The sequence below is a fragment of the Leifsonia aquatica genome (genome assembly GCF_014190775.1).
Lineage (GTDB): Bacteria > Actinomycetota > Actinomycetes > Actinomycetales > Microbacteriaceae > Leifsonia > Leifsonia aquatica.
The window spans coordinates 300,953-318,476 of record NZ_JACHVP010000002.1 but is presented as its reverse complement, the minus strand read 5'-3'; the positions used below and the strand labels follow the sequence as shown (position 1 = coordinate 318,476).

The window sequence follows — 17,524 nt, the reverse complement described above, 5'->3', positions numbered from 1 at the left end:
CGATTTCGTTTGCGGTGACAGATCAGGTACCCTCTAATCTGTTGCCCATTCGGGGATATAGCTCAGGCGGTTAGAGCGCTTCGCTGATAACGAAGAGGTCCGAGGTTCAAGTCCTCGTATCCCCACCATTCACCCTCCCGGGGCCTTAGCTCAGTTGGTAGAGCGCCTGCTTTGCAAGCAGGATGTCAGGAGTTCGAATCTCCTAGGCTCCACCCTCATCCGGCGGGACGATCGTCCGTGTCGGGAACGGACTCGAGTACGAGACGCTCGTCGTCACGCTGCCGAGCGTTCCGATCTTCCCGCTCACCTGCTCCAGGTGCCGCATCGACGTCGCCACGACCTTCAGGATGAAGCAGTCGTCTCCGGTGACGTGATGCGCCTCCACCACTTCGGGCGTCTCGGCCAGGAGGTCGTGGAGCGGACCGTAGACGCTGCTCGGGTAGCGCAGCCGCAGGAACGCGAGGATCCCGTAGCCCAGGCGTTCGGGATCCACGAGTGCGCGGTATCCGCTGATGACGCCGGCGTCTTCGAGACGGCGCACTCGTTCCGCGACCGCGCTGCCGGACATGTGGACCGTGCGCGCGAGCTCGGCGATCGACTGACGACCGTCGCGCTGCAGCTCCGTGAGGAGCGCGCGGTCGACGGAATCGGCGATGAATGGGGGATTCGCGGGCATGCGGCGATTCTGCCACGGGAAGCGCGGCACACCCGCACGATTACCGTGGATCATCTGTTCAAATCGTGGATCCGCTTCTCTAACGTGGTGTGCATGACCGACACCTCAGAAGCATCCCGTCATTTCGCTGCGAAACTCCGCTTCGAGACCGACCCGTCCGACGTGCGGTCGGCGCAGGAGGCGGGCCACGCCTTCGTGCTGATCGACAGCCGCGGGGAGGAGGCCTGGCGGCAGGGCCGCGCGGTCGGGGCCATCCACCTCCCGACGGCGCAGATCGCGGACCGCGCGGCATCGCTCGTGCCGGCGGGGACGCCCGTGGTCGTCTACTGCTGGGGTCCGGGATGCAACGGATCGACGAAGGCGGCCCTCGCCTTCAGCCTGCTCGGCTACGACGTGCGCGAGATGATCGGCGGCTTCGAGTACTGGGCGCGCGAAGGCCTCCCCGTCGAGGACGACCACGGAGTCGTGACGCGCGACGCCGATCCTCTGACCGCTCCGGTCGACGAGGTCAGCTGCGCGTGCTGACGCCCGCGTCGCGCACTACTTGAGCAGCCGGGACAGCACTCGATCGGCCAGCGGCTTGCCACCGGTCTGACATGTGGGGCAGTACTGCAGGGTGGAGTCGGCGAAGATCACCTGACGGATGGTGTCGCCGCACACCGGGCAGGCCTGCCCTGTGCGGCCGTGCACGCGGAGGCCGGACTTCTTCTCGCTCTTGAGCTCGGACGCGGCGAGACCGTCCGCTCGCGCCAGCGCATCGCGCAGCGTGGACTGAACGGCGTCGTAGAGACGGTCGAGCTCGTCGTCCGACATGGCCGCCGGCTTGAACGGCGACATCTTCGCGACGTGCAGGATCTCGTCCGAATAGGCGTTGCCGATGCCGGCGATCAGGGACTGATTGCGCAGCACCCCCTTGATCTGCGCACGGCCCTGCTGCGCGAGGATCCCGGCGAAGACATCGCGGGTGAAGGCGGGGTCGAGTGGATCGGGTCCGAGCCGCGCGACACCGGGGACGTCCGCGGGGTCGTGCACCACGGAGATCGACAGACTCTTCTTCGTACCGGCCTCGGTGATGTCGAGGCCGGTCCCGTCGTCGAGGACGAGACGGGCGGCCAACGGTCCCTTGCCGGGCCGTCCGGTGGGCGGAGGCGGAGGCGCATCCCGCCAGCGGATCCAGCCCGCTCGCGCCAGGTGGAGCACGACGTGGAGGTCGCCGGCTGCGATGTCGAGGAACTTGCCATGGCGCGAGACGCCGGCGATCGTCAGCCCGTGGAGCGCATCCGCCGGGGGATCGAACGTCTTGAGGGCCGCGAACGCGACGACGCTCAGCCGGTCGATGACACGACCGGCCAGTCGCGCGTCGAGATCGGCGGCGAGTGCTGTGACTTCCGGAAGTTCGGGCACCACCCCAGTCTGCCCTTCTCCTCCGACAACGGCAGTAGGGTGTCGGCATGGATATCAGGGTTGCGGCATACGGGGTCATCGTCGACAACGACCGCATCCTCCTCGCCCACTGGAACGAGGGAGGCCGGTCCGGCTGGACGCTGCCGGGTGGCGGGATCGATCCGGGGGAGGATCCGATCGACGCCGTCGTGCGAGAGATCGCCGAAGAGACCGGCTACGCGGCGCAGGCAGGAGAGCTGCTGGGCATCGACTCGAAGATCGTCCCCGCCGAGCAGAGGTTCACACCGGACGCGGGACCGCTCCACGCGCTCCGCATCATCTACCGGGCGACCGTCACCGGCGGCAAGCTCACGAACGAGCTCGACGGCTCGACGGACGAAGCGGCCTGGTTCGCGCTGACGGGTATCCCGAACCGACGGGTCGACCTCGTCGACGTGGCGCTCGGGATGGCCGGGCTCCGCTGACGCACCGCCGACGTCGCGCCCGCGTCAGAGCGTGACGACGTCGCGTCGCTCGCTCGGGATGATGATCCACATCGCGATGTAGGCGATGAACTGCGGCCCGGGCAACAGGCACGACACGAGGAAGAGCACGCGGACCGTGGTGGGCGTGAGCCCGAACCGCTGCGCCAGCCCGGCGCAGACCCCGCCGAGGACTCGACCCTGGAGTGGACGCTGGAGAATGTTCATGACTCCAGCCTCGCGTCCCGATGCCCTGCCCACCATCGGGGAAACCCCCCAATCCACCCCGGGGCGAACCCCGGGGTGGACTCTTCTCTTGGTCGGGGGGACTACTCCGCAGCGGGAGCGGTCGGCTCCTCGTCGGCGACCCACAGCTCGTCGTCGGCGCGGAACGTCTGCCAGACCGCATACAGCAGACCGGCGGCCGCGACGACCCCGAGGCCGACCGCGATCACGGTGCCGGCACCCGGGCCGGACTTCTGCGGAGCGACCTGCACCTTGCGGGTGAGCTCCTTGCGCGCCTTGGTGAAGTCGCCGTTGAACGCCGCAGCGCGTGCAGCGCGGGCGTGGTCGACCACCGAGAGCGCGGTGCCGACGGCGGAGCCCACGGCGGGGATCACGTCGCCGACGAAGCGGTCGCGCGCGGCACCGGCCACGTGGCCGGCCGTCTGGGCGGCGGGACGCACGTAGGAGTCGTAGCCGTCACGGACGCGCGGTGCGATCTCCTCGCGGGTGTAGTAGGCGGCCTGCTTGCGGGCTTCCGCTGCGACGGCGTTCGCGTTCGCGAGCACCTCCTGCTGCTTGCCCCACAGCTCCTCCGCGCTGCTGCGCAGTCGCTTGAGCTCCTTCTTGCGCTTCCGTGTCAGGCTCATTCTGGACCTCCATTGCGTCGGAATAGCGAACCGTCTCCATCTTGCCACCGAAAGGGCTGGGGATGGACCGAGAGGTGAAGTCCTCTGCCGATAACCAGCTAACCCCCTGTGCAAGAATTGGACTCATGTCTAAGCACACCGCCGTCGCCACTCTCCACACCAACTACGGAGACATCAAGGTCAACCTCTTCGGCAACCACGCGCCGAAGACGGTGCGCAACTTCGTCGGCCTGGCGACCGGTGAGACCGAGTGGACCCACCCGGCCACCGGCGAGAAGACCACCACGCCGCTCTACGACGGCGTCATCTTCCACCGCATCATCCCCGGCTTCATGATCCAGGGCGGCGACCCGCTCGGTCAGGGAATCGGCGGCCCCGGCTACCAGTTCGACGACGAGATCAGCCCCGAGCTCGACTTCACCCAGCCGTACATGCTCGCGATGGCCAACGCCGGCATCCAGGGCGGCCACGGCACCAACGGCTCGCAGTTCTTCATCACCGTCGGCCCGACCACGTGGCTGCAGGGCAAGCACTCCATCTTCGGCGAGGTCGCCGACGACGCGTCGCGCAAGATCGTCGACAAGCTGGCCGAGGTCCCGACCGACGCCCGCGACCGGCCGCTCGACGACGTCGTCATCGAGTCGGTCGAGATCGAGCAGGTCTGAGACCGGACGGGCGAGTCGGAAGGATGTCTCAGCCCGTCGACGCGCGAGCGAGCTACTGCTACCGCCACCCGGACCGGGTCAGCTACGTGCTGTGCCAGCGGTGCGGGCGCACGATCTGCGGTGAGTGCCAGACGCCCGCTGCGGTCGGATTCGTCTGCCCGGAGTGCATGGCCCAGCAGCGCGCGACCGCGCCCAAGACCAAGCCGGCCTGGATCCCACGCCTGACGGGTGCGGGCGCGCCCGTCGTCACGTACGCGATCATCGCGGTGTGCGTCGTCGTGTTCATCCTGCAGTCGTTGCCGTTCATCGGCGGACAGGTCACACAGGCGATCCAGTACGCCGGCGTGTACTCCGATCCGCGCGCCTTCGAGCCGTGGCGGATGCTGACGTCGGTGTTCGCGCACGCGAGCATCATCCACATCCTGCTCAACATGTACACGCTGTGGATCTTCGGCAGCATCCTGGAGCCGATGCTCGGGCGCCTGAGGTTCCTCGGCCTGTTCCTCATCAGCGGGTTCGCCGGGTCACTTGGCGTGCTGCTGCTGGGTAACCCCTTGCAGCCCGTCGTCGGCGCCTCCGGTGCCATCTTCGGCATGTTCGGCGCCTTCTTCATCATCCAGCGCCGGCTGGGCGGCAATGCCACGCAGATCCTGGTGCTGGTCGCCCTCAACATCGGCATCGGATTCCTCCCGGGCCTCAACATCGCCTGGCAGGCGCACGTCGGCGGCCTGATCGGCGGCGTGCTGGTGGGGCTGATCTACGTGGAGACGCGCAAGGCGTCGCGCCGCGCCCTCCAGCTCCCGCTCATCATCGTGCTGAGCGTCCTGCTGATCGCGCTGAGCCTCATCCGCTTCCTCTGAGCGGCTCTCCCCAGGCGCCCGCACGACGTGGATAAGTTATCCACAGGGTTGTTAACAGTGGGGATAATTACACGCGTGTAACTCTCCACAGGCTTATTAACACTGGGGAGAACCGCCCTCGGGGAGTTTTCCTCAGTGTGGATAAGCACCTGTGGACAACTGTGGAAACGGAAGAAGCCCGGTCCTCGACGGACCGGGCTTCTCGACGCGCAGCGTCAGTGACGGGGAGGGGCGTCAACGCCACCTGGTGGTCATGAGGAAGCCGATGAAGGCGATGCCGAAGCCGACGAGGATGTTCCAGGCACCGAGGGCCGGGATCGGGTACTGGTTCTGGCTCACGTAGAACACGATGATCCAGACGAGCCCGAGCAGCATGAAGCCGAACATGACCGGCTTGAACCAGACGGGGTTGGGCGCTTCCTCTCCGGAGGCGGCTGCGGTCCGCTGGGTGCGCTCGGGCTTGATCTTCGACTTGCTGCGTGCCATAGCACCACAGTGTAGCGGGACCGGTCTGAGGGTTCCGCCAGCTTTTCCTCTTAGAATCTGTCATATGGCCGACCCGACCGAACCCGAGCTGCGACGCCCGCGCGGCGCCGACCGGCGCGAAGGCGGTGGCCGGAAGACGACGAAGGCTCGCAAGCCCACTCGAAGGCCCACCGTGGTCGGGGTGCTCGGGGAGCTGCTCATCACTGCGGGCGTGCTCGTCCTGCTCTTCCTGGGCTGGCAGATGTGGTGGAACAACCTCGTCGTCGACAACCAGCAGAGCTCCGCGGCCGCGACCCAGAGCCAGAAGTGGATCGACGACGCGATCAAGGCACCCCGCCCGACGCCGACGCCGGACGAGAACGGTGTCACCGACATCCCCGTGATGGCGCAGCCGGCCGACTACCAGGCGTTCGCGGTCATCTACATCCCCCGCCTCGGCGCGGACTGGAAGCGGACGATCCGCCAGACCGTCGACGTGGAGAAGGTGCTCAATAGCTACACCGCCGGTGTCGGCCACTACGCGGACACGCAGATGCCCGGCCAGATCGGCAATTTCGCGGTGGCGGGGCACGACAGCGGCTGGGGCAACACGTTCATCGACCTCTCCAAGCTGCACATCGGCGACCACATCTACGTGCAGACGCAGGACGGCTGGTACACCTACACGTTCCGCAACTTCGAGTACGTGCAGCCGTCCGCCGTGCAGGTCCTCTTGCCGGTCCCGCGCCAGCCCGAGGCGACGCCGACCGAGCGACTGATGACGATCACCACCTGCAATCCGCCCTTCGCGGCCGGCGAGCGACTCATCGCCTACAACGTCTTCGACAACTACGCCCCGCCGCAGGACGTGCCCAGCGAGCTCGCCGGCGTCCTGAACACGAGCCAGGGAGGCTGACATGTACGCAGCGCTGTGGCGCATCCTGCCCGGACCGGTCTGGGTGCGCATCATCATCCTGCTGGTCCTCGTGGCCGTCGTGCTGTTCGCACTCGTGACCTGGGTCTTCCCCTGGGTGGATTCGCTCTTGGGTCCGCAGGAAGGTACCGTGGGCCCGTGACCCGCGTACTCGTCATCGACAACTACGACAGCTTCGTCTACACGCTGAACGGCTACCTCCGGGAGCTCGGCGCGCAGACGGAGGTCGTGCGCAACGACGACATCGCGGTGGAGGACATCCCCGCCCGTCTCGCCGAGTTCGACGCGGTGCTGATCTCTCCCGGGCCGGGCAAGCCGGCCGACGCCGGTGTCTCGATCCCGGTGGTCGAGCAGGCGCTCGCGACCGGCCAGCCGCTGCTCGGCGTGTGCCTCGGGCACCAGGCGATCGCGGAGGCGTTCGGCGGCGTGGTCACCAACGCCGAAGAGCTGATGCACGGCAAGACCTCGCAGGTCGGCCACGACGACAGCACGCTCTTCGACGGCGTGCCCCAGCCCTTCACCGCGACGCGCTACCACTCGCTGGCGGTCGTCGACGGCACCCTCCCGGACGACCTGGTCGTCACGGCTCGCACACCCGGGGGCGTGATCATGGCTCTGCAGCACAGCGACGCACCGATCTACGGCGTGCAGTTCCACCCGGAGTCCGTGCTCACCGAGGGCGGCTACCGGATGCTGGGCAACTGGCTCGAGGTCGCCGGCCTCGCCGGCGCTGCCGAGGCGTCGCGCGCGCTGAACCCGCTCGTCAAGCTGGGCTGATCAGCCCGAGCAGTAGGTCAGGTCGACCGTCGATCCCTGCGGCACGTCGCCGGGCGCCACGGACTGCGTGTGCACCAGGGGGGCTCCGCTGTCCTGCGGGCAGGAAGGATCGGGCTTCGGGTTGGCGGTGAGACCCTGCTGCGACAGGATGCCGGTGGCCGCCTGGATCGTCTGCCCCGTCAGATCGGCGAGGGTGACCTTGCCGCTTGACACGGTGAGCGAGATCGGATCTCCCTCGTGCGCCTTGCCGGTCGCATCGGGATCGGTCGAGATCACGATGTTGGCGGCGACAGAGGAGGAGTTCTCGGTCGTGACCGGGCCGACGGTGAGGCCGGCGGCCGTGATCGCCGCCTTGGCCGCGTCCAGATTCATGTTGTGCACGTCCGGGACGGCGACGGTCTTCTTGCCGGTCGACACGTAGAGGTTGATCGTGTCACCTGTCGCGACGACGATGCCGGCACCGGGGTCGCTGCGGATGATCTGCCCCTCGGGGTAGGTCGCGCTCGTCTCGGTGGTCTGCGTCCACTTGAGCTTCATCTTCTCGAGCGTCGCCGTCGCCTCGTCGACCGTCTGGCCGGCCATGGTGGGCACGGTGCGCGACGTCTCGGGCATGGTTGTCGTGGGGGCGAGCCGCAGCACCCAGGCGAGGACGGCGACGATCACCACCGCCATGACGGCGATGCCGGCCCAGATCCAGATGACCGGGGGACGGCGCTGCGTGCGCGTCATCGTCTGGTCCTCGGCGAGCTGCCGGAACGCCGCCTCCGGGCCGGAGACCGAGCTCGGCGGGGCGCCGAACAGCGTCTCGGAGAGCTCGTCGCTCTCCTTGTGGACCGGGACGCGTCCAGCGGCGGCCTCTTCGAGGTCGGCGCGGAACTCGGCGACGGTCTGGTAGCGCTCGAAACGGTCCTTGGTCAGTGCGCGGGCGACGACGACATCCATCGCCGGCGAGACCTTGGGGTTGAGCGTGCTCGGCGCGACGGCCGCCTCGCTCACGTGCTGATAGGCGACTGCGACGGGGGTGTCCCCGCGGAACGGCGGCCGGCCGGCGAGCATCTCGAAGAGCACGACACCGGTCGAGTACAGGTCTGTGCGCGCGTCGACCGACTCGCCCTTCGCCTGCTCCGGCGAGAAGTAGCTGGCCGTGCCGAGCACGGCGGTGGTCTGCGCGACGGTCGCCGAGGAGTCGCTGATCGCACGGGCGATGCCGAAGTCCATCACCTTGACCTGGCCGGTCTTGGTGATCATCACGTTGCCCGGCTTGATGTCGCGGTGCACCACGCCCGCGCGGTGCGAGTACTCGAGGGCGGTCAGGATGCCCTCGGTGATCCGCACGGCCTCCGAGACCTCGAGCGGGCCCTTCTTGATGAGGTCTTTCAGCAGGATGCCGTCGACGAACTCCATCACGATGAAGGGCAGCTGCGCCTCGTGGCCGTTCGGCTCGCGCACCGTCTCTTCGCCCGCGTCGAACACGCGGACGATGGTCGGGTGCGCCATGCGCGCGGCCGCCTGGGCCTCCTGGCGGAACCGTGTTCGGAACGCCGGGTCGGTGGCCAGAGAAGGCTTCAGCAGCTTGATCGCGACCGTGCGGCCGAGCCGTGTGTCGGTTCCGCGGTGCACGTCCGACATGCCGCCGCGCCCCACCAGCTCGCCCAGCTGATATCGGCCTGCGAGCAGGCGGCTATCTGGGCTCAAAGCGGACTCCTTCTCGGGCGGTGGCTGTCGGATAGTGTATCGGGCTGTTTCTGAAGATCTCCCTCGTGCGGGGGCCAGGCGTACCGGGTGGGACGAACCGGGGTCAGCCGTTTCCGCTCGCGCCTCCGGTGCCGCCCTGCGCCGGAGGGGTGCTCGACGAGATCACGTAGTCGACCGTCGGCGACTGGCCCGACTCCACGGACTCGCCGCAGAAGATCGTGTACGAGAGCTTGTACGTGCCGGCTGCGGTCGGAGCCCACACGGTGGTGTTGCCGGACGTCGGAGTCTGCTGGGCGCCGTTCACATAGAGCGCGCGGCCGACCAGGTTCTGACCGGCCGGGCAGCCCGCCGAGCCGAAGGTCACGGTGATCTGCGTGGCCGGGTCGGCCAGCTGCTGCGGCGACGCCGGGTTGGCCGACACGGTGTCGGTGGGCGTCGGGATGGCGGCGACGTCACCGTAGACCTGGACCGTCACGGTCGAGCCCTTCGGGACCGGACCGGTCGGGTTCACGCGGTAGACCGTGTTGACCGCATCCTTCGACGTGGCCGGCGAGCCGGTCTGCACGTCGGCGACCATGCCGAGGCCCTGGAGCATCTGGCGCGCTTCATCGGCCGTCTTGCCGAGGAACTCGCTCTCGGTGATCTGCGCGGTGTTGGCGGTCGGAGTCGGGGTCGGTGTCGTCGGCTTGGGCGTCGGCGTCTGGCTCGTGGTGGTCGTCGCCGTCGGCTTGGTGCCACTCGGCTGCGCGACCAGCGCGATGATGGTGCCGATCAGCACCAGCGCGAGCAGCGCGATCAGGGCGATGAGCGGCCAGGTCCACGGGCTGCGCTTCTTCTCCTCGACCGGCTCCTCCGGCGTCTCGTCCGCAGCCTGGGCGGCGGCCGCGGACGGCAGCACGGTGGTGGCCTGCGTCGGCGAGCCTCCCGGAGACGGCATGAGCATGGTCGCGGCGTCCGTCGCGGCGGCACCGCCGAGGATGGCCGGGACCGACGCGGCCGCGGCGCGGACGTCGCCGCGGCGCAGTGCCTGAGCCGCACGCGCCAGGTGGGCCGCGGACGCCGGACGGTCGGCCGGGTTCTTGGCGATGCAGGCGAAGACGAGGTTGCGTACGGGCTCGGCGACCGTGGCAGGGAGCTCGGGCGGGGCCTCGTTGATCTGGGCCATCGCGATGGCGACCTGCGACTCGCCCGTGAAGGGGCGGCGTCCGGCGAGGCACTCGTACGCGACGATGCCGAGCGAGTAGATGTCGGTCGTGGGCGACGCGGGGTGGCCCGACGCCTGCTCCGGCGACAGGTACTGCACGGTGCCCATGACCTGGCCGGTGGCGGTCAGCGGCACCTGGTCGGCGATGCGGGCGATGCCGAAATCGGTGATCTTCACGCGGCCGTCGGGCGTGATCAGCAGGTTGCCCGGCTTGATGTCGCGGTGCACGAGGCCGGCCGCGTGCGCGGCGTGGAGGGCGGCGGCGGTCTGCGCGACGATGTCGAGCGTGCGGTCGGTGCTGAGCACGTGCTCGCGCTCGAGGATGCTCGAGAGCGCCTCGCCGGGGACGAGCTCCATGACGAGGAAGGCGCTGCCCTCCTCCTCGCCGTAGTCGTAGACGTTCGCGATGCCCTCGTGGTTGACGAGCGCGGCGTGGCGGGCCTCGGCGCGGAAGCGCTCGAGGAACCCGGGGTCGCCGAGGTACTCGTCCTTGAGGATCTTGATCGCGACCGTGCGGCCGATCACGAGGTCCGTGGCCTGCCACACCTCGCCCATGCCGCCGATCGCTATGCGCGACTGCAGCTCGTAACGTCCTCCGAAGGTGAGCCCTGCTGTGGGTCTCATTTATTCAGCACCGCCTCTAGTACTTTCTTCGCGATCGGCGCGGCGATGGAGTTACCCGTGCCGCTCTGACCTCGTCCACCGCCATTTTCAACGACTACTGCCACAGCGAACTGAGGATCGTTCGCCGGCGCGAAACCTGTGAACCAGAGCGTGTACGGCTCATCGTCGCCGTTCTGCGCCGTCCCCGTCTTCCCGCCGACCTGGACCCCACCTATTCTTGCATTGCTGGCCACGCCTTCATTGACGCCGTCGACCATCATCTGCTTGATCGTGTCGGCGTTCTCCTGGCTCATCGGCTCCGACAGCTGCTTCGCCTGGAAGCTCTCGATCGTCTGCAGATCGGACGAGCGGATGGAGTCCACCAGGTTGGGGTACATCAGCTTGCCGCCGTTCGCCACCGCTGCGGACACCATCGCCATCTGCAGCGGCGACGCCTTGTCGTCCTTCTGCCCGAAGGAGCCGAGTGCGCGGTACGCGTCGTTCTCGTAGAGCGGGTACACGCTCTTCTCGACCGGGATCGGGATCTTCAGGGCCTGGTTGAAGCCGAACTTGTCGGCCTGGTCCTTGATCACCTGCGGGTCCAGCTGCATCCCGAGCTCGGCGAACGGGATGTTGCACGAGAGGATCTGCGCCGTCGCGATCGACACCGTGTCGCCCGAGCCGCACGTGGTCAGCGAGTCGTTCTTGACCACGGTGGGGGAGTCGGGGAGCTGGAGGCTCGACGGGTTGGGCAGCTGGCTGTCCTTGGTGTACTTGCCGGTGCCGAAGGCGGTCGCGCTCATGACCGGCTTGAAGGTGGACCCGGGCGGGTTCAGGTTCCCGCCGATGGTGCGGTTGATCAGGGGGTCGCCGGACGCGTCGAGCAGCTGCTGATACGTGTCGTTGACGGCCGCCGTGTCGTGGGACGCGAGCACGTTGGGGTCGTAGTTCGGCTTGGACACCATGGCGAGGATGCGGCCGGTCTTGGGCTCCAGCAGCACGACGGCGCCCTGGTAGTCGCCGAGGGCGTCCCACGCGGCCTGCTGGGCGACCGGGTCGATGGTCGTCTCCACCGTCGCGCCCTGCGGGTTCTTGCCCGTGAGGATCGAGTTGATGCGGTCGAAGAACTGCGAGTTGGAGGTGCCGCTGAGCTGCTGGTCGAGCGCGCCCTCCAGCCCCGTGGCCTCGCCGTTGATCGGGTAGAAGCCGGTGACGGCCGAGTAGAGCGGGCCGTTGCTGTAGACGCGCTGCCACTTGTAGACGTCGTCGGAGGGGACGGACTGGGCGATCGGCTGTCCGGCGACCAGGATCGCGCCGCGCTGGGCGGCGTAGCTGTCGTTGCGGGCACGGGTGTTGCGCGCGTCCGCCGAGAGCGAGTCCGCCTGGAAGACGGCGAGGATCGACGTCGACACCAGCAGGGCGACGAACATCGCCAGGACGATCGTGCTGACGCGCTTGATCTCGCGGTTCATGGGCTAGCTCACCACCAGACGGGGCTGATTGCGGACCGTGTCCGACAGGCGTAGGAGCAGCGCGACGATGATCCAGTTGGCCACCAGCGACGAGCCGCCGGCGGCGAGGAACGGCGTGGTCAGACCGGTCAGCGGGATGACGCGGGTGACACCGCCGATCACGATGAAGCACTGCAGGCCGACGGTGAACGCGAGGCCGACCGCCAGCAGCTTGCCGAAGTCGTCCTGGCCGGCGAAGCCGATGCGGAGGCCGCGGGCGACGAAGACGAGGTAGAGGGCGAAGATCGCGAACAGGCCGGCGAGCCCGAGCTCCTCGCCGAGGCTGGCGATGATGTAGTCGCTCTGCGAGACCGGGGTGACCCACGGCTGGCCCTGGCCGAGGCCGGTGCCGATGAGGCCGCCGTGCGCCAGGCCGAAGAGTCCCTGCACCAGCTGGAAGCTGCCGCCGTCGGCGTCGTAGACCTTCTGCGCGAACGGGTTGAGCCAGTTCTCGAACCGGTCGTGCACGTAGACGAGAACCTGGCTGGCGACGATCGCGCCGCCGACGATGAGGAGCACGCCGAGGATGACCCAGCTGATGCGCGCCGTAGCGACATAGAGCATCACGAGGAACAGGCCGAAGATGAGCAGACCGGTGCCGAGGTCGCGCTGGAACACGATCACGGCCATCGACATCAGCCAGACGATGAGGATGGGGCCGAGGTCCCTGGCGCGCGGGAAGCGGATCCCGAGGATCTTCTTGCCGACCATGGAGAGCGAGTCGCGGGCCTGCACGAGGTAGCCGGCGAAGAAGATCGCGAGGCACAGCTTGGCGATCTCGCCCGGCTGGAAGCTGAACGGACCGATCCCGATCCAGACCCGCGCGCCGTAGATCTCCTTGCCGATGCCGGGCAGCATCGGCAGCAGCAGGAGGATCAGGGCGGCGAAGCCGAAGATGTAGGTGTACCGCTGCAGCACGCGGTGGTTGCGGATGACGATGATGACCGCGAGCGCGCAGACGATCGCGATCGCCGTCCACGCGATCTGCTTGACGCCCGCGCTGTCCCAGCCGGCGTCGCCGTAGTGGATGTCGATGCGGTAGATCTCTGCGATGCCGATGCCGGTGAGCACCGTGGCGATCGGCAGGAGGAACGGGTCGGCCTGCGGCGCCACGAAGCGGAGGGCGATGTGCATCCCGATCACCAGCGCCGAGAGCCCGGCGCCGAGGTAGACCAGGGTGAGGTCGACGTGGCCGATCGCTCCGAGCTGCACGAGCACGACCGCGGCCGCGTTGATCGCGCAGGCGATGAGGAGCAGGAAGAGCTCGAGGTTGCGGAGCTTGGCGGGCAGGCGCAGCCGCTTGACCGGGCCGGTGGCGGCCTTCGACGTGGCTCTGGCGGTCGAGCGGGACTCCGCGACGCTACTGTTTGACGGCATCGCTCAACTGCTCCACGATCGATCGGGCCGCCGTGAGGTCGTCCGCGTTGATGGTCTGCTTCACCAGCTGCTTGTCGTAGGCCGGGAGGTCGTTCACGACGACCGGGGTCTCCTCGTAGACGTGCGAGAGGCTGATGGGGCCGAGGTCCTGCTGGACGCCCTGGAAGATGGCGACCTTGCCGGCGGAGGACGCCCCGACGAAGTAGCGCGACTGCGTCCACTGGTAGCCGATGAAAGCCGCTGCGACGATCGCCAGGACGAGGACGACGAGGCCCACCATCCACGTGACGCGGCGGCGGCGGGCGCGGCGGGCATCCTCCTCGATGAGCTCGTCGAGGTAGTCCTCTGACTGCGGCTCGAAGTGGGTGGGCCCGGACGACGGGCGCACGGGGTGCAGGCGCAGGGTCGGCAGCCGCGACGCCCGGGTCGCGGGCTTGGGCTCGCCGAACTGGAGCGGGGCAGCGGCCGAGCCGACCGTCACCGGGTCCTTCACGACGTCGCCGGGCGTGACGTCCGCGATGTCGAGGATGACCACGGTCACGTTGTCGGGGGCGCCGGCGTCGAGGCTCTGCTTGAGGAGCTTCTCCGCGACCTGCTTCGGCGCGTCGCGCGTCGCCAGTGCGGCCTGGAGCTCGTCGTTCTTGACCACTCCGCTGAGGCCGTCGGAGCAGATCAGCCAGCGGTCGCCCGGCTTGGTGTCGAGCACCCAGGTGTCGATCTCGGGGGAGGCGTCCACGTCGCCCAGCACGCGCATCAGCACGGAGCGGCGCGGGTGGACCATCGCCTCCTCCTCGGTGATGCGGCCGCTGTCGACGAGCCGCTGCACGAAGGTGTGGTCGGTCGAGACCTGCTTGAGCTCGCCGTCGCGATAGAGGTAGATGCGGGAGTCGCCGATGTGGGCGAGCGCGATCTGGTCGCCGACGCGGATCATCGCGCTGACCGTGGTGCCCATCCCGGTGAGTTCGGGGTGCTCGAACACGGTCTCGGCGAGCAGCGAGTTCGCGGCGATCAGCGCGGACTGCAACGCGAACTCGGCTTCGGTCGCCGATGCGTACTCGGTGTCCGCCTCGCGGATGCGGTTGACCGCGATGGCGCTGGCGACGTCCCCTCCGGCGTGGCCGCCCATCCCGTCGGCGACGACGAACAACCCGTGACCCGCGTAGCCGGAGTCCTGGTTGTTCGATCGGATCTTGCCGACGTGCGAGAGCGCCGCCGCTCGGTTGGAGTTCGCCACGGCTACCGTCGCAGCTCGAAGGTGGTCGTCCCGATCTTGATCGGGGTGTCGAGCGGGACCTGGGTCGGGACGGTGACCCGGCGGCCGTCGAGGAACGTGCCGTTCGTGGAGTCCAGATCCTGGATCATCCACTCGTCGTTCCAGAGGAGTAGCCGGGCGTGGTGGGTGGAGGTGTAGTCGTCGCGGATGACCAGTCCGGACTCGCTGGAGCGGCCGATCGTGATGGGGTCGCGGCCGAGGGAGAGCTCGGTGCCGGCGCGCGGGCCGGACGTGATGACGAGGCGGTGCGCGGTCTGCACGCTCGCGTTCGTGCCACCGGTGACGGTGTTCGCACCGGACGGGAGGCTGGAGACCGGGGCGTGGCGCTGCACCGGCTCGGTGACGGCGGCCGCGGCGGCTGCACCGACCGGGGGAGCGGGCGCGGCGGAGGCCGGGAACGGCGAGGGGGGCGTCGCGGCCGCCTGGGCCTCGGGGAGCTTGCGGACGCGTTGCCCGAAGAGGTCGGTGCGCAGCGCGTAGACGATGCCGAAGACGAACAGCCAGAGCAGCAGCAGGAAGCCGAACCGCAGGACCAGCAGTGTCAGCTCGCTCGGGTTCACGAGGTGCTCCAGAAGTTGCCGGCGTCGTGGCGGCGGGTCGCGTCGTCGACGGGCGCCTGCGGGCGGCTCGGCGCGGCCTGCGGCAGCACGCGGAACACGATGCGGGTGCGGCCGATCGTCACGACCGACTCCGGCTCGAGGATGCCCTTGCGCACGGGCTCACCGTTGAGCTTCGAGCCATTCGTCGAGCCGAGGTCCTCGACCTGGGCGCGGTGACCGTCCCAGGTGATCATCACGTGGCGGCGCGAGATGCCCGTGTCGTCGACGGTGATGTCGGCGTCGCCACCGCGGCCGACGACCGTGCGGGCGCGCGTGATCGGGTAGTGGGTGCCATTGATGTCGAGCACCGGGGTCCAGGCGACGTCGCCCTTCACGTTCTCGGAGTCGACCTGCAGCATCCCCACCGAGATGTCCGTGTCCTGCGCCAGCTCGATCGAGATGCCGCCGGCGAACTGGTAGTGCTGGGTCGTCGCGTGCTTCTGCACGAAGCTGATGAGCTCGTCCGTCAGCGCGGCGCCCATGGAATGCATGCGCTGATAGTCGGCGGGCGACATCCGCAGCACGAAACGGTTGGGCGCGAGCACCCGGTCACGGGCCACGACGGCGGCCTTCGTGTCGAGCTCCTTGCGCAGCGCGCTCGTGAGTTCGACCGGCTGCAGACCGGAACGGAAGGTCTTCGCGAACGCGCCATTGACAGCGCGCTCGAGCCCCCGCTCGAAGTTGTCCAGTATGCCCACAGTCTCCCGCTCCCGGCTCGCCAGCTACATGCATGTTAGTCGGAACCCTTGCGAAGAGGCCTCCCGGCGCCTGACCGTCCGGTGAAGATACACCCCGAGATGCAGGCGCGCGAGCCCCTCGGCCACGGTGCACCCGCCGACGGAGCGCCCCGGATTCGTGGTCGGGACGGCTGCCGTGTTAGTCTTCCTTGGTTCGCGCGAGTGGCGGAATTGGCAGACGCGCTGGCTTCAGGTGCCAGTGCTCGAAAGGGCGTGGGGGTTCAAGTCCCCCCTCGCGCACGAAGGGTAGTTCAGGATTTCCGGGAGACCGGATCATGAAATGCTCCAAGCGAACGAGGAAAGGCCGGTCCGACGGAAACGTCGGGCCGGCCTTTCGTGTTGATCGCGGCGATCGTGATCGGAATCGGTGCCAGAAAGCCGAAAAGCCTGCCCGAGGGCAGGCTGGCGCCTTCTGTGCGCAGGTGGTGGAGCAGTTAGTTCGAGTGGTAGCTACTGCGGAGGGTCGGGCGGGGGAGAGGCTTCCCGACGCTCAAGCGCAGTGCCCGTCGCCGTTTTGCGTCGTCGGGTACGAGGCAAAGGTCCGCCGAACTGTCGTTTGGCATCCTTCTCGAAGAACTTGGCAATCTTGCGGATGTTCGCCGAGACGGCCATGAGGGTGGAGACGAGGTACTGAAACGCGAAGCCACGACCCGAACGCTTGCCGGGGTCGCCGAGGTTCTCGTACCGAGCGCCCTTCAAGACCTTGTTGAAGCTCTCGACCATGCTCCGCATCCCATACCAACGCTGGTGGAGCGGGGTGGCGTGTGGAAACTTCTGCCACCACTTGAGAGCAGCAGGCGGCTGTTCCCCAGTCGAGTTCTCCGTACTTACGCCGACGTCGATGGGAATGCTGACACTCGACGGCAGCTTGGGCAACTTGCTTGGCGGGACTCGCTCCCCGGTCGCAGGGTCGAACGCCATGTACCCAGGCTTCGGATAGGTGAAGCGCTGGTACCCATCAGCGTCCGGTAGACCGTGCGGCTTGAGTCGGTACTCCTCTCGGGACTCGAGCTGAGCCACGTAGTTTGTCTCGAGCGCCTTCCTTTTCCCCTTCAGCGCAGCCCGTGCTTCTTTCGATAGTGCTCGGCGGTCGATGCCCGCGTTGAGGGCCTCGAGCTTCTGCCGATACTCCTTGGTCGCGTTGACGAGTTCCTGGGACATCCATTTCACGTACCAGGAACCGTCGACCATGATGATGTCCGCCTCGGCGTAAGCGCTCTGCTGGCCGAACTCGTTTTTCTTGTAGTCGCACACGAGCTTCGTGCCGACAACTCCTGCCGCTGGCACCGCTGCGCTCCTTCGAGCTGCCTGACCGACCATCCCGAGAGAGGGCCAGCTTCACGCCGTCCGCAGAGACCGCGTGCGCCGATAGTGTGAGTGCCCTGGACCATCACGTCTCGAGGAGCAGAAC

Annotated in this window: 20 protein-coding genes and 3 tRNA genes; 10 read left to right on the top strand and 13 right to left on the bottom strand. The window is 68.0% G+C overall.

Annotated features, from left to right (window positions below):
- Positions 1-51 precede the first annotated feature (51 nt).
- Both FHX33_RS11420 and FHX33_RS11415 read left to right on the top strand, forming a co-directional pair.
- Positions 52-128: transfer RNA gene (locus FHX33_RS11420), tRNA-Ile, on the top strand.
- An 11-nt stretch (positions 129-139) separates the two neighbouring features.
- Positions 140-212 (top strand) — tRNA-Ala (locus FHX33_RS11415).
- On the opposite strand, the gene FHX33_RS11410 is transcribed toward FHX33_RS11415, so the two are convergent.
- Entirely contained in the window at positions 203-676 is a 474-nt protein-coding gene (locus FHX33_RS11410; RefSeq protein WP_021763536.1) for an Lrp/AsnC family transcriptional regulator, read from the bottom strand. The genes FHX33_RS11415 and FHX33_RS11410 overlap by 10 nt on opposite strands.
- A gap of 93 nt (positions 677-769) precedes the next feature.
- Here FHX33_RS11410 and FHX33_RS11405 point away from each other — a divergent pair, with 93 nt between their 5' ends.
- The gene (locus FHX33_RS11405) at positions 770-1,201 is read left to right on the top strand and encodes a rhodanese-like domain-containing protein (protein ID WP_021763535.1); all 432 of its coding nucleotides are present in this window, start codon (positions 770-772) and stop codon (positions 1,199-1,201) included.
- Positions 1,202-1,216: 15 nt separating this feature from the next.
- Here FHX33_RS11405 and FHX33_RS11400 read toward each other — a convergent pair whose 3' ends face one another.
- Positions 1,217-2,080, bottom strand: coding sequence for an Fpg/Nei family DNA glycosylase (locus tag FHX33_RS11400; protein WP_039922625.1), 864 nt, complete (start codon positions 2,078-2,080; stop codon positions 1,217-1,219).
- A 47-nt stretch (positions 2,081-2,127) separates the two neighbouring features.
- On the opposite strand from FHX33_RS11400, the gene FHX33_RS11395 reads away from it, so the two are divergent.
- Positions 2,128-2,544 (top strand): NUDIX hydrolase, encoded by a 417-nt coding sequence (locus tag FHX33_RS11395; RefSeq protein ID WP_021763533.1) that lies wholly within the window; start codon positions 2,128-2,130, stop codon positions 2,542-2,544.
- Positions 2,545-2,568: 24 nt separating this feature from the next.
- On the opposite strand, the gene FHX33_RS11390 is transcribed toward FHX33_RS11395, so the two are convergent.
- Together FHX33_RS11390 and FHX33_RS11385 are read right to left on the bottom strand one after the other, a co-directional pair.
- The gene (locus FHX33_RS11390) at positions 2,569-2,769 is read right to left on the bottom strand and encodes a PspC domain-containing protein (RefSeq protein WP_021763532.1); all 201 of its coding nucleotides are present in this window, start codon (positions 2,767-2,769) and stop codon (positions 2,569-2,571) included.
- Positions 2,770-2,870: 101 nt separating this feature from the next.
- Positions 2,871-3,413 (bottom strand): hypothetical protein, encoded by a 543-nt coding sequence (locus tag FHX33_RS11385; protein WP_021763531.1) that lies wholly within the window; start codon positions 3,411-3,413, stop codon positions 2,871-2,873.
- Positions 3,414-3,538: 125 nt separating this feature from the next.
- On the opposite strand from FHX33_RS11385, the gene FHX33_RS11380 reads away from it, so the two are divergent.
- Together FHX33_RS11380 and FHX33_RS11375 are read left to right on the top strand one after the other, a co-directional pair.
- Positions 3,539-4,078, top strand: coding sequence for a peptidylprolyl isomerase (locus FHX33_RS11380; protein ID WP_021763530.1), 540 nt, complete (start codon positions 3,539-3,541; stop codon positions 4,076-4,078).
- Positions 4,079-4,101: 23 nt separating this feature from the next.
- The gene (locus FHX33_RS11375) at positions 4,102-4,938 is read left to right on the top strand and encodes a rhomboid family intramembrane serine protease (RefSeq protein ID WP_021763529.1); all 837 of its coding nucleotides are present in this window, start codon (positions 4,102-4,104) and stop codon (positions 4,936-4,938) included.
- 234 nt (positions 4,939-5,172) lie between these two features.
- On the opposite strand, the gene FHX33_RS11370 is transcribed toward FHX33_RS11375, so the two are convergent.
- Complete coding sequence (locus FHX33_RS11370; protein ID WP_021763527.1) at positions 5,173-5,424, bottom strand: cell division protein CrgA; 252 nt, start codon at positions 5,422-5,424, stop codon at positions 5,173-5,175.
- A 64-nt stretch (positions 5,425-5,488) separates the two neighbouring features.
- Between FHX33_RS11370 and FHX33_RS11365 the strand changes: the two genes are divergently transcribed.
- The 3 genes from FHX33_RS11365 to FHX33_RS11355 are packed head-to-tail and all read left to right on the top strand — an operon-like array spanning position 5,489 to position 7,114.
- Positions 5,489-6,319 carry a class E sortase gene (locus tag FHX33_RS11365; RefSeq protein WP_221209567.1) on the top strand — a complete coding sequence of 277 codons (831 nt, stop codon included), beginning with the start codon at positions 5,489-5,491 and terminating at the stop codon, positions 6,317-6,319.
- A 1-nt stretch (position 6,320) separates the two neighbouring features.
- A complete protein-coding gene (locus FHX33_RS11360) occupies positions 6,321-6,479 on the top strand; it encodes a hypothetical protein (RefSeq protein WP_021763525.1) in 159 nt (52 codons plus the stop codon).
- A complete protein-coding gene (locus FHX33_RS11355) occupies positions 6,476-7,114 on the top strand; it encodes an anthranilate synthase component II (RefSeq protein WP_021763524.1) in 639 nt (212 codons plus the stop codon). Before FHX33_RS11360 ends, FHX33_RS11355 begins: the two co-directional genes overlap by 4 nt.
- On the opposite strand, the gene pknB is transcribed toward FHX33_RS11355, so the two are convergent.
- The 7 genes from pknB to FHX33_RS11320 all read right to left on the bottom strand — a co-directional run bounded on the left by pknB (position 7,115) and on the right by FHX33_RS11320 (position 16,074).
- Positions 7,115-8,809, bottom strand: coding sequence for a Stk1 family PASTA domain-containing Ser/Thr kinase (gene pknB, locus FHX33_RS11350; RefSeq protein ID WP_155829042.1), 1,695 nt, complete (start codon positions 8,807-8,809; stop codon positions 7,115-7,117). It abuts the gene before it with no gap.
- 103 nt (positions 8,810-8,912) lie between these two features.
- Complete coding sequence (locus tag FHX33_RS11345) at positions 8,913-10,637, bottom strand: serine/threonine protein kinase (protein WP_183428529.1); 1,725 nt, start codon at positions 10,635-10,637, stop codon at positions 8,913-8,915.
- Complete coding sequence (locus FHX33_RS11340; RefSeq protein WP_021761972.1) at positions 10,634-12,088, bottom strand: peptidoglycan D,D-transpeptidase FtsI family protein; 1,455 nt, start codon at positions 12,086-12,088, stop codon at positions 10,634-10,636. Before FHX33_RS11340 ends, FHX33_RS11345 begins: the two co-directional genes overlap by 4 nt.
- A 3-nt stretch (positions 12,089-12,091) precedes the next feature.
- The gene (locus FHX33_RS11335) at positions 12,092-13,504 is read right to left on the bottom strand and encodes an FtsW/RodA/SpoVE family cell cycle protein (RefSeq protein WP_021761974.1); all 1,413 of its coding nucleotides are present in this window, start codon (positions 13,502-13,504) and stop codon (positions 12,092-12,094) included.
- Positions 13,488-14,738 carry a Stp1/IreP family PP2C-type Ser/Thr phosphatase gene (locus FHX33_RS11330; protein ID WP_039921683.1) on the bottom strand — a complete coding sequence of 417 codons (1,251 nt, stop codon included), beginning with the start codon at positions 14,736-14,738 and terminating at the stop codon, positions 13,488-13,490. Before FHX33_RS11330 ends, FHX33_RS11335 begins: the two co-directional genes overlap by 17 nt.
- Before the next feature lie 2 nt (positions 14,739-14,740).
- Positions 14,741-15,337, bottom strand: coding sequence for an FHA domain-containing protein FhaB/FipA (locus tag FHX33_RS11325; RefSeq protein WP_183428527.1), 597 nt, complete (start codon positions 15,335-15,337; stop codon positions 14,741-14,743).
- Positions 15,334-16,074 carry an FhaA domain-containing protein gene (locus FHX33_RS11320; RefSeq protein WP_021763000.1) on the bottom strand — a complete coding sequence of 247 codons (741 nt, stop codon included), beginning with the start codon at positions 16,072-16,074 and terminating at the stop codon, positions 15,334-15,336. Before FHX33_RS11320 ends, FHX33_RS11325 begins: the two co-directional genes overlap by 4 nt.
- Positions 16,075-16,269: 195 nt before the next feature.
- Between FHX33_RS11320 and FHX33_RS11315 the strand changes: the two genes are divergently transcribed.
- Positions 16,270-16,353, top strand: a tRNA-Leu gene (locus FHX33_RS11315).
- A 210-nt stretch (positions 16,354-16,563) separates the two neighbouring features.
- Here FHX33_RS11315 and FHX33_RS11310 read toward each other — a convergent pair.
- Positions 16,564-17,400, bottom strand: a complete 837-nt coding sequence (locus FHX33_RS11310) for a hypothetical protein (protein ID WP_155829019.1) — start codon at positions 17,398-17,400, stop codon at positions 16,564-16,566.
- Positions 17,401-17,524 lie beyond the last annotated feature (124 nt).